Origin of the sequence: Pseudomonas sp. CFBP 13602 (assembly GCF_014842725.1) — a bacterium.
GTDB lineage: Bacteria > Pseudomonadota > Gammaproteobacteria > Pseudomonadales > Pseudomonadaceae > Aquipseudomonas > Aquipseudomonas baltica.
Genome location: NZ_JACYVT010000003.1, coordinates 171540 through 182923, shown reverse-complemented (window position 1 = coordinate 182923; position 11384 = coordinate 171540). Strand labels below are relative to the sequence as shown.

At 51.4% G+C, this 11384-nt stretch carries 9 protein-coding genes and 1 pseudogene; 4 read left to right on the top strand and 6 right to left on the bottom strand.

The window, feature by feature from the left end; genetic code table 11:
* Positions 1-66 precede the first annotated feature (66 nt).
* Positions 67-552 (top strand): FKBP-type peptidyl-prolyl cis-trans isomerase, encoded by a 486-nt coding sequence (locus tag IFU31_RS07235; protein WP_043192958.1) that lies wholly within the window; start codon positions 67-69, stop codon positions 550-552.
* 225 nt (positions 553-777) lie between these two features.
* Here the strand turns inward: IFU31_RS07235 and IFU31_RS07230 are convergent, their stop codons facing one another.
* The 3 genes and pseudogenes from IFU31_RS07230 to IFU31_RS07220 form a co-directional block, all read right to left on the bottom strand.
* Positions 778-1965: a glycosyltransferase family 4 protein gene (locus IFU31_RS07230; protein WP_192102616.1), complete on the bottom strand. Its 1188-nt coding sequence runs from the start codon at positions 1963-1965 to the stop codon at positions 778-780.
* 367 nt (positions 1966-2332) lie between these two features.
* Positions 2333-3043: an aquaporin Z gene (aqpZ, locus tag IFU31_RS07225; RefSeq protein ID WP_192102615.1), complete on the bottom strand. Its 711-nt coding sequence runs from the start codon at positions 3041-3043 to the stop codon at positions 2333-2335.
* 254 nt (positions 3044-3297) lie between these two features.
* Positions 3298-3498 (bottom strand): annotated as a pseudogene (locus tag IFU31_RS07220) (EI24 domain-containing protein); the annotation flags it as partial.
* Between the two features lie 326 nt (positions 3499-3824).
* Here IFU31_RS07220 and IFU31_RS07215 point away from each other — a divergent pair.
* From IFU31_RS07215 to IFU31_RS07205, 3 genes are all read left to right on the top strand, one after another.
* Complete coding sequence (locus IFU31_RS07215) at positions 3825-4964, top strand: protein kinase family protein (protein WP_192102614.1); 1140 nt, start codon at positions 3825-3827, stop codon at positions 4962-4964.
* Between the two features lie 136 nt (positions 4965-5100).
* Positions 5101-6723 carry a hypothetical protein gene (locus IFU31_RS07210; protein WP_192102613.1) on the top strand — a complete coding sequence of 541 codons (1623 nt, stop codon included), beginning with the start codon at positions 5101-5103 and terminating at the stop codon, positions 6721-6723.
* A 528-nt stretch (positions 6724-7251) separates the two neighbouring features.
* The gene (locus IFU31_RS07205) at positions 7252-8991 is read left to right on the top strand and encodes a DUF262 domain-containing protein (protein WP_192102612.1); all 1740 of its coding nucleotides are present in this window, start codon (positions 7252-7254) and stop codon (positions 8989-8991) included.
* Positions 8992-9442: 451 nt separating this feature from the next.
* On the opposite strand, the gene IFU31_RS07200 is transcribed toward IFU31_RS07205, so the two are convergent.
* From IFU31_RS07200 to cysZ, 3 genes are all read right to left on the bottom strand, one after another.
* Positions 9443-10012, bottom strand: a complete 570-nt coding sequence (locus IFU31_RS07200) for a recombinase family protein (RefSeq protein WP_192102611.1) — start codon at positions 10010-10012, stop codon at positions 9443-9445.
* A gap of 105 nt (positions 10013-10117) precedes the next feature.
* Positions 10118-10435: a DUF6538 domain-containing protein gene (locus IFU31_RS07195; RefSeq protein WP_192102610.1), complete on the bottom strand. Its 318-nt coding sequence runs from the start codon at positions 10433-10435 to the stop codon at positions 10118-10120.
* A gap of 109 nt (positions 10436-10544) precedes the next feature.
* Positions 10545-11273 (bottom strand): sulfate transporter CysZ, encoded by a 729-nt coding sequence (gene cysZ, locus IFU31_RS07190; protein ID WP_122715195.1) that lies wholly within the window; start codon positions 11271-11273, stop codon positions 10545-10547.
* Positions 11274-11384 lie beyond the last annotated feature (111 nt).

Genomic DNA, 11384 nt, shown 5'->3' with positions numbered 1-11384 from the left:
CGCTTTCAAGCCAACCCTTGGTTACACTTGGTCGTTCTACATTCTTAATGCAAAAGGTCTTACCTCATGCTGATCGCCGCCAACAAGGCTGTCTCCATCGAATACACCCTGACCAACGACGCCGGTGAGGTTATCGACAGTTCCGCCGGCGGCGCGCCGCTGGTCTATCTGCAGGGCGCTGGTAACATCATCCCCGGCCTGGAAAAGGCTCTGGACGGCAAGCAGGTCGGCGACGACCTGGACGTGGCCATCGAGCCTGAAGATGCCTATGGCGAGTACGCGGCCGAGCTGGTCAGCACCTTGTCGCGCAGCATGTTCGAAGGCGTCGACGAGCTGGAAGTGGGCATGCAGTTCCACGCGTCCGCGCCGGATGGCCAGATGCAGATCGTGACCATCCGCGATCTGGATGGCGACGACGTCACCGTCGACGGCAATCACCCGTTGGCCGGTCAGCGCCTGCACTTCAAGGTCAAGGTCGTCGACATCCGCGACGCCAGCCAGGAAGAAATCGCGCACGGCCACGTGCACGGCGAGGGTGGTCATCACCACTGATCTGAGCAAGGCGCTCTTGCGAGCGGCCAGGCGCAGATGCAAAAAAGGGGCACGTCAGCGACGTGCCCCTTTTTTTGCCCCGCCACATCGCTACCCCTGTAGGAGCGGTCAGCGGCCGCGAAGGGTTGATGCGTTATCTGCTGGCACTGCGCGGCGCGCTTTTCGCGGCCACGGGCCGCTCCCACACTGATCAGGCTCATGGGCGCGAAGCATCCGTTGGAGCGGTCATTGGCCGCGAAGAGGTGCCGCGGTGTTTGCGAGATCCGCAGAAGACCTCAGGACGCACGCACTCGTCAGTTGCTTCTCGAACTGCTCGACGATGGCCTCCCAGCCCTGACGGTTGGCATGTCGACGCGCATTGAGGCGGACCCGCCGCAAATTTTCTTCGTTTTCCAGCAGCCAGCCCGCTGCGTCGAGAAACGCCGCTTCGTCGCCCGGCATGGCCAGCGCGCCGCTGTGCCCGTGGCGAATGTGCTGCGCGGCGGCGGCCTCATCGTAGGCCACCACGGCCAGCCCTGATGCCTGCGCTTCCAGCACCACATTGCCGAAGGTTTCAGTGAGGCTGGGAAAGACGAAGATATCACCGCTGGCATAGTGTTCAGCCAGCACCTCGCCGCGCAATGCCCCGCAGAAGATCGCCTCGGGCATCTTCTGCTGCAGGTTGCTTCGCCGCCCGCCGTCACCTACCACGATCAACTTCATCACCCGCTGCGGATGCCGCGCCTGCAGATGGCTGAAGGTACGCGCGAGCAGGTCCAGATTCTTTTCCCATGCCAGGCGTCCGACATGGATCACCGCCAGGTCACCCTCCGCCAGCCCCCAGCGTTGGCGCAACTCGGCCCTGCGCCGCGCAGGATGGAACAGCTGAGCATCGACGCCACGCGCCAGTAGCTGCAATCGCTCGAAGCCACGTCGCTGCAACTCGAGGCGTTGGCCGTGGCTGGGCACCAGGGTCATCTGCGTACGGTTGTGAAACCAGCGCAGATAATGCGTCACCACACGCGTCAACAGCCCCAACCCGCTTTGTGCGGCGTATTGCTGGAAGTTGGTATGAAAACCGCTGACCACCGCGATACCCAGCAGCCGTGCCGCGCGCAGTGCGCTCAAGCCCAAAGGCCCCGGCGTGGCGACATACACCACGTCGGGTCGCCTCGAGCGCCAGAGCCGCACCAACCGCCGCCTGGACGACTCGCCCCACTGCAGACCCGGATACCCGGGAATCGGCCAGCCGCGACACAGCATCAGATCGTCAGCCAGGCCTGTGTCCTGCGCCTGTCGCGGACGCACTACATCCACTCGGTGTCCGCGACGGCGCAACCCTTCGCACAGATATTCGAGCGTACTGGCGACCCCGTTGATCTCGGGGGCAAAGGTTTCCGTAACCAGGGTGATATGCAGAGAGGGAGCTGTCATAGGCTCATTTTCGACGCCATGTATTGCACAGGTGTGGCGCTTTCATGAGGTTTTTATGACTTCAAGTTTCCAGTCGAACAATATCTCGCGCAATTCTTGCCATGGATGTTGAGGTTCGCAGCTGTCATTGCGGCATTTCGCCAAATGATTCGAATTGAAAGGCTGGGAAGATGTTGAATACGTCTGCAGGCCCCCGCATTCCACACAGAAGATTTCGCGTTCTCGGATGTGCCACGATACATGCCAGTGTTTCAATCGTTTATCAGCGGAAAGAGTCGGAATCATCACAGCCTCGCGATGGTTGCAATTGCGACGTGGAAGCAAGTTCACGGCTGCCTGGCAAATTTTTATGAGCAACCGACCAGGCCTATACATGAGCAGGGATCTTCAGATCATTTTTTTCGCCCATCGCCCGCCCGACCCATCCACCCAGCAACCCACCGACCACGGGGGCAAGCCAGAACAGCCAAAGTTGAGCGATATACGGCCCGCCGGCGAACAGGGCTGGCCCGGTACTTCGTGCAGGGTTTACAGAGGTGTTGGTGATGGGGATGGACACAAGATGGATGAGCGTCAGGGCAAGGCCGATGGCCAGTGGAGCGAAGCCTGCCGGCGCATTGGTGCTGGTGACCTTCATGATGATCAGTAAAAAGAAGAATGTCAGCAAAGCTTCGGCGAACAGGCAGGAAGCCAGGGAATAGTTGCCGGGACTCAAATCGCCGTACCCGTTCGCGGCGAATCCACCCGTTTCGAACAGGGGAACTCCGGAGGCAATCGTGTAGAGCGCTGCGGCCGCGGCGACAGCGCCGACAACCTGGGCCACCACGTAGGGCATGACTTCACTGGGTGAGATCCGGCCGCCCGCCCATAGCCCGATTGTAACGGCAGGATTGAAATGTCCACCTGAAATGGGGCCGACGGCATAAGCCATGGTGAGGACGGTCAAACCAAAAGCCAGCGATACGCCAGCAAATCCGATTCCCAGCTCTGGAAATTTGGCAGCGAATATCGCGCTTCCACAACCGCCGAACACCAACCAGAATGTGCCGAGAAACTCCGCTGCCAATTTCCGATTCATAGTTGTATTGCTCCAGTATTTCAAGGTGATAGTTTCAAATCAACCTGACTACTGGAATGCACAGGTTACATCTTCAAGAAGCGATGTAAGGTCTTTTGGTATGGCTTGATCAACGGCGGTGTGGGGTAAAGTTGGCGAGAGTTGAAGAATATTTCTTTACGAAAGTCGCTGCCGTGAAAGCGCTTGGGTAGAAAGAGAGTAGTAGATGTCGGACTGGTCGCAGTCATTAACGACCAGTGGTTCTACCGCAAAGGCTATTGTCGCTCGCGCACCCAGAACAGTGTCGCGCCTGCCACCGCTGCAGGCATCATCAAAACGTTTACCCCCGGGATCAGCAGTGCCAGGTAAACGATGCCGCCGAAACTGAGGCTGCGCCAGCGCTTCTGGCGCAGCCAGGCGAGCATGTCCTGCCAACTCATCTTGTGGTTGTCGGCAGGGTAGTCGATGTACTGCAAAAGCGCGATACATCGTCTGAAGGCAACGTAAATCAACGCCCTTTCCCAAGGGAGTGGGCGGGAAATGTATCAGGTTAGTGGGCATCGTGAAAAGACCGCAGGTGAGGTAGTGCACCATCCATTTCAACAGACCCCTAACATCGCCGAGGCTACCAGGTGATGAGCCGCTGCTGGACCTTAGGCAATCTTCTGAGTGGCTCACGAACATATACACCATAGTGGCGTTCCAGAATCATCAGTTTGATGGTAGCGTAGTTGGTGTACTTTGGGCGGCTTGATTCAGCGCTCATCACCTAGTCTCATGTGTTGGTTGGCGAGGATGCTGAATGGAAATTGACAAGAAAATACACTTTTCATTAGGTAGAAGTTTTGTACTTCGGTCAGAGCTCGGGCAAGGGGCATGTGGGAAAACAGTGCTCTTGCATGATGATATGATAGATGAGCTTTTCGTCTGTAAGAAATACTCTCCGCTGCTAGATGAGTGGAAGGAGATTCTATACAAGGGCTTTGTAAGTGAGATAAAGCTCCTTTATTCGCTGCACCATTTCAATATTGTTCGCGTTTTCAACTATCTGTTATATCCGCAAAAATATAGCGGCTACATTTTTATGGAGTATGTAGAAGGTGTCGATATTGAAGAGTACCTGATACGGTATCCTGAAAGTGTAAACGAAGTATTTATCCAGGTAGTTGATGCGTTTGCTTATTTGGAGTCGTGTAATATTCTCCATCGCGACGTACGCCCATCCAATGTGATGGTGACGAACGACGGCGTTGTAAAAGTAATTGATTTTGGTTTTGGAAAAAAGATCCTCGAAGATGTAGATTTTGATAAAAGTATCTCCTTGAACTGGTGGTGCGATCGCCCTGCAGAGTTTGATAGAAAAATCTATACACATGCAACAGAGGTGTATTTTGTAGGGAAGTTATTTGAGAAAATTGTTGTAGAAAACGATATCGCTTCTTTCAAGTACTTAGGTTTGCTTGAGGTCATGGCGAAACGATCTCCGTATGAGCGTATTGCATCATTCGCGCAGGTCAAAGAAAGTGCATTAACAAATACCACTGACAGTGTGGTGTTTTCAGGTTCTGAAATAGTGATCTATCAAAACTTTTCAAAAGAGCTTGCTCTAATAGTCTCAAAAATTGTATCTGATGCAAAGTATTTTGAGGTGGATGAGTTTTCTGTGCGTTTGCATAAAGTCTATCAAGGCGTCATGCTCGAACAGTCCGTTCCTTCTAATGCGGCAATTGGTCGATGCTTTTTGAATGGAGAATACTACTACAGTAAAGGAAGTAAAATGAGCGTGAAGGTGATCAAGGATTTCTTGAGCCTTTTAGGAAAATGTGGAAAGGAAAAAAGAAATGTCATCGAAGCTAATATTTATTCCAAACTCGACTCAGTGGCGCGTTATAAATCCGAACCCATACCGGGCTTTGACTCATTTGATGATGTGCCTTTCTAATAACACATGATTCTTATAGTTGGGATTGTTTCGGGCCGGTGACGCAAAGAATGCTCCATCAGCTTAGGTTGTTTAATCGCTGAGCTGATGTGTCGTACAGTGAGATTATCCGTTAAATTTGTGCAGAGAGTTGGTTATGGATATTAACGAGCAACGAACCCCCATAGATGAACCAGTGTCGGAATTTCATGAAGAGACAATGCTCTCGATTTTAAGATCGCTCAAGCAGACGTACATGCCGTCTGGGAAAACTAATGCGGATGCAAAGTCGATTGTAAACTCAATGTTTGAGGTTGCTCAAGATAAACTCCGTACCAGTATTCTGAAGGGTAACTCTGCCAGCTGGATGCTAGAAGCGTACAAGCAAATTTTTATGTGGACTTCTGTATACAGAGGGGGGTTCGCTCAACCATTTCACAGCCCGAAAGAGATGGCGCCTGTAGGGAGGTTTGGCTGGCGGTTTGTAATAGAACATATATTGTCTGGAGGGGCTGGTGATAGCCTACAGCGACGACAGCCAAGTTACGAAGAGGTGTCCAAAGTTTTTACTATACTGTCAGTAATGATGATGGCGGCAGAATGGTCCAACCTTATCCACTTTTTTCCAGATGTGTATGGAGATGTAGAGTTTGATCTAACGGACCCGTTTGGAATGCTGATGCCGAAACTGCCGCCGAAGTCAAAAGTTGCGATGCAAGAACGTGCTGAATATATGCGGATGGCCGACGATGATCACTGGAATCGGCTTAGCGCCTCTCGCCGAGCTGCTGACGAATTGTATCTAAACAAGAAGCTGAGTAACGCGTTACAGGTCGCAAAGGGTTTTACTTTGGAAGATATCGAGAAACTCATTGATGTCATGCTCCGAGAGGTGCTTTCCTCAGGAGCGGTATTGATAATTCCCGGAGAGTATCTAGTTGACTGGTTGGTCGATGAGAGTGATATACCAAAGCCGGTGGTAGTAAAAATCTTAAACTTCATACTGTTATCCTCCAAAGACTTCATGAGGGTCGGAGGAGATTTTTTGGATAAGAAAGATCCTATCCGAATGATAAATTTTGCGGGTATAAGGCTTGATCGTCTTAAGTACCTTACATCAATCTATCCAAAGGCTTCAGTAAGTAAGCCTCATATTAAAAAAGCGTCTTGGCATGTGATTGTTAACATCTTTATGGTGGCGGAATGGCATGATATATTTAAGCATCGCTCAGCTATTGGCCAAAGACTCGATTTGAAAGGAGATGCAGTTCTCAATAGGTCTCTAGAGGAGATAGAGCAATATCATCGGAGGAACATATTTGAATCTGTTGTTTTTGACATTTTTGCTAAGTGCAGTCATGATGGAATCAAAGGTTTGAAAAAGTGGACTAGTAACAATGGAGGGTCTGTAGCGCTGCCTTGTGGTGAGATCGATATTATTGCCTTTGATGAAGTAAATAAAATTTTTTATGTGGTGGAGTGCAAGGCCTCAGCTCCTGCCACAGATTCTCGCGGTCAGTTTCAACAGTTCAAGGATCACTTCATCCAGAAAAAATATCATGATAAGTTCTTATCGAAGATTAAATGGGTGTCTGAAAATCTTGCTGAAATCGCTCGGTATAAAGCATTCTCACGGAGTGAGATTGATTTGGCCAATGTTGAGATTGTACCATTAATGGTTACGAGATATCCTTCAATAGTTAAGTTTTATGTCGAGGGTTATCGTGTGTTGACCTATGTTGAGCTCGATGTCGAGCTGTCTAGGGAGAGCACCGCCTGAGATAGACTTTTCGCGTAGAGATAGCCGTGGCTGCCTCGGGCCAACATTGTTTGTTGGGTCATGCCATTGTGGCCTACGATTTGGGATTGACTGGATTGGGTTCAGATTTTTACTCTTTCCATCCTTGATCGAGTGCTTCGTTATGAGCGTATCAACCACGTCGTTCCAATGTTACGCTTCTGATTTACTTGGGAGGCCATACCATGGATGCAGACCAATCACTGATATCCCTGGATATACGCTGGGTGATAATGGCAGGAGAGGTTGTTTATAGCGACTGCCAGCGAAGGCAAATTCTGAGGGGGAGCAGTCAGCTTTTCGACCACGGTCCGGGTCGCAGCAATATCAACGATGCCAGAACCTCGCCTCGGGCGAATCTGCACGACATACTCGATGCCGCGAGGGACTAAGTGTTCAGACGCTTCTCTATCTTCTCAACTGTCCCGTTTGCGGCTTGCAGACGCCCCGACGAATTGGTTAATGTTACGGTGATTGACTGTGATACGTATTCTAATATGAGGTTTTTTTATGTCTGAATGGATAACGGATAGCCAGGATGAGCAGAACTTTGAAAGTCTCTTAAGAGATGCTGATCAAATACATATTCCGATATTTCAACGAAGCTACGTCTGGAAAAGTAAGCAGCTCTCAGAACTTCTGGCTGATATTGATCAGGTTAGGTCCGAGGTCGAGGAAACACAGTTCATGGGTGCCATAGTCGCCTATGAGAAACCACGAAGAGGGAACACTGTTGGACGCATGCGTGCCTTGGAGGTGGTGGATGGGCAGCAACGCTTGCTTACATTATATGTTTTTGTAATGGCAGTCGTTGAGTGCATCGCGCAGTTTGACAAAGAGGAAGCATTCGAGCTAGTGCAGGAGTATTTGTTGCTTTCACCGCGTCGAGGTCTCGACATCAACACCAGGATTGTGCCTGCGTTTGCTGATCGAAGTCAATTCAGAGTTATCTGGGACCGGATTAATAGCCCCTCAGTTTTGCAAGACGAACTGGCGGAATTGCAACTGCATCTGCCTCCTCCTAGTGGCGAGGCGGATGGTGATTTAGTAGGGCAATACTACCGTATACTTAGGCACTTAAAAGCCGAGTCGCAAGTTGATCCTGACGAGGCGTCGGAGTATTTTCGTGAAACTGTTGGCATCGTAACTCGTAACCTCTCGTTCGTGCACCTCAAACTTACTGATGCTTCTGCCGCAACAAAGATTTTTGAAAGATTAAATTTCAGAGGAGTAAAGGTTGGGGTAGTAGACTTAGTTAGAAATGAGATCTTTTCTAGCTTGGCAGAAGATCCCGCTAAAGCTCAGCGTGTGTTTGACCACGTTTGGAGACCTTTTGAAGAGGCATTCGGCGACAGGGCTGAGGCTTTCTTCTTTCCCTACTGTTTAATACAAGATAGCAATACGAAAAAGTCAGAGCTGTTTATGCAGCTTCGGGCGTCTTGGCGAGGCCGTACGCCGGAGCAAATGATTAGTGATATGAAGCCGCTTCAAGGGCCATTCTTGGCAATTGACCAAACCGGGCACCAACCCAAGAGCAAGGAAATCTCGAAACGTCTGGAACGTCTTGTCAGAATGCGGCGGCCTGCGTCGGTTTACCCATATGTTATGTCCATGCTGCTTGCGTATGAAAGTTCTTCCGTAGCAGAGAAAACGGTTGTGAGTCTGTTAGATGCATTAGAGTCTTTTTTGGTTCGTAGAGCTATCGTGGGGCTGGAGCCGACAGGTTTGCATGCAATATTCAAAGGCCTTTGGATGCAGATGAAGAAGCACGATGTAGCTGAATTCAAGCGGCAAATTAAGGTCAGGCCCACTATTCAATGGCCAAGCGATGGGGAGGTTGTAGCGGCGGTTGAAAAGCGGGCGCTCGCGCGGGCTAACATATGTGGTTATCTTCTGGTTGAATATGATCGTGACATGAAAGGCGATAATCCGCCGTTAGTGCCTACTATAGAGCATATCCTCCCGCAGACGTTCGATGACCATTCAGAGTGGGCAAAAAAATTCAGCAGAGAACAACATAAGCATATGAAAGATCTTTTGGCCAATGTTATACCTTTATCTTCCCCGCTGAACTCTTCACTTCAGGATTCGTCATATGCTGTTAAAAAAGAACGGTATCAGAAGGAGTCAATGTTTACCACTCCTAGAGACTTAGCTAGTAAATGGTCAAGCTGGGGGCCAAAGTCGATTGCGCAGCGATCTAAGATTCTGGCTGAATGGACAGTGATCCGTTGGTCGGATTCGCTGTAGCGTAAGTAGAGTAGGGGAACGATGGGGGCGGTGATTTATCATCCTCATCCGGCGAAACTGCTTCAAACTCCGTCGAGATTGAGCTGAGGGTACTTTAGTGGTTCATAGCGTCAACTGCATGTCCTTCAAGAGTCTGGAGGAGTTCGTGAACCGGATCAAGGAGTAGCAACTCTCCGGGCAGCTACACTTTCTGCGTGGCCGCAGGTAAAGTCTTTTTACCAAACGCCAGCGGGCCAAGATATGCAAAATCAAATATCGACCATGCAGAATATCCTGCGGTGCATCCTCGATGGAATATCAGAGCGGGTATCTGGAAGTTTGCTGAAACCCCGAAAATGTGGGGCGGTGTTAAGGGCCATTCCCGTGCCAGACTGTCTACCGAGCGGCAGATTTCAAAATATCACGCCCACGAAAAAGCCGCCCGAGGGCGGCTGATTCATTTTACGAAGTGTTAGGCCTTGTTCCAGTGCCGCTTGACGGTTGCGATACCAATCTCAAGCACCTTGGCGACTTCTGCTTGTGTTTTGTTAAGCGCCTTCTGCTCTAGCACTGCTTTAGTTGTGTCCTTTGCCGCTGGCCTGCCTAGCTTCTTGCCTTCTGCTTTCGCACGCTTCAGCCCCGACTGCGTACGCTCTATCAACAGATCCCTCTCGAACTCGGCTACAGCCCCCAGAACCTGCATTGTAATCTTCCCGGCTGCACTCGTGAGGTCTACCCCACCAAGGGCGAGGCAGTGAACGCGAATACTTGTTGCTGCAAGATGCTCGACTGTCTGACGGACATCCATAGCGTTGCGGCCTAGACGGTCCAGCTTCGTAACGATCAATACATCACCCGATTTCATTCGATCAAGCAGCTTCTGGAAGCCCGCACGCTCTTTAGCGGCGATGCTCCCTGAAATGGTTTCCTCTATTACCCGAGTAGCCTGTACATCGAAGCCTGCGGCTTTCACTTCTCGAACCTGGTTCTCGGTGAACTGGCTTGAGGTGCTGACACGGCAATACAGGAAGGTGCGGGACATGGCGGATGATCCGTGGTATCACTTAAGGTGGTATCAATATAACAAGGTATCATTAATTAGTAAACGCTGGATTTATGATGCGATCTTCGGCGGTTTTATCAGGTGTCATATAACGGTAAGTATTTCTGAAAGGAGTGAACGTTTTTCTTTTTCCTCCGGTTGCGAAACCATAGGCAGGCGGGACGTCAGAGCCTTCGTCTGGTGTTGTGGAACGTAGAGTCCAAGGCGGGCATCGTGAAAAAGCTGTTCTGATTCCGCGTATGCAACAGCAAACGCCGACTTTGCTTGCTGGTGATTTCGCGTATTCAGTGAGCGGCGAATCTCGGTCTTGCCAATGATGTGCCTGAGATCATCCGGCACCCTGCGTCGGAGGTAGTAGATGCCCGAATCGGGGTGCCTGAATGGTTGTGCAATTAATGCCATGTGTACCAGCCTTGTGTATCAGTTGGCTGGGAAAGGGCAAAATTTTCGTGGTTAACCTACGTTCCAAGTGAAGTGCGTGTCGAGCCGCAGTCGGCCGCACCGCCAGGACTCACCCTCGCTCGCGCACCCAGAACAATGTCGCGCCTGCCACCGCTGCAGGCATCATCAAAACGTTTACCCCCGGGATCAGCAGTGCCAGGTAAACGATGCCGCCGAAACTGAGGCTGCGCCAGCGCTTCTGGCGCAGCCAGGCGAGCATGTCCTGCCAACTCATCTTGTGGTTGTCGGCGGGGTAGTCGATGTATTGTATAGCCATCATCCAGACCCCGAACAGCAACCACAGAGGGGCGGCAATGATATTGAGCATCGGGATGAACGACAGCACGAACAGCGCCAGGGCGCGCGGCAGGAAATAGCCGAGCTTGCGCGCTTCGCGGGCCAGCGTACGCGGGATCATTTCAAACAGTTCGGTCCAGCGGAAGGCAGGGAAGTCGTCCTTGCCCCGCGCGACCACCTCGACCTTCTCGGAGAGAAAACCGTTGAAAGGGGCGGCGATGATGTTGGCCAGCATGGTGAAGCTGAAGAACACCATGAAGGCTACGAGCACCGCAAACAGCGGCCAGAGTATGAAGCTGAGGAAACCAAGCCAGTTGGGCAGGCTCTGGATCAAGTGGTCGACCCACCCGCTGAACAGGTGGCCGGCAAAGTAGATCAGGCCAACGAACAGCACCAGGTTGATGCTCAATGGCAGCAGTACAAACAGCCGCAGCCCGGGAGACAAGACCATTTTCAGGCCCTCGCGCAGGTATTGCGGGCCGGACAGTGCAGGGACAGGCATGGACAACTCCGAGACAGGGGAAACGTGCTGACAGTACCGGCTTTGCCGACGCTCGGGAACCACGGCAATGGCCGGTAACAACCTTGCGTGCTCTGCACGAATGGCCCTTCG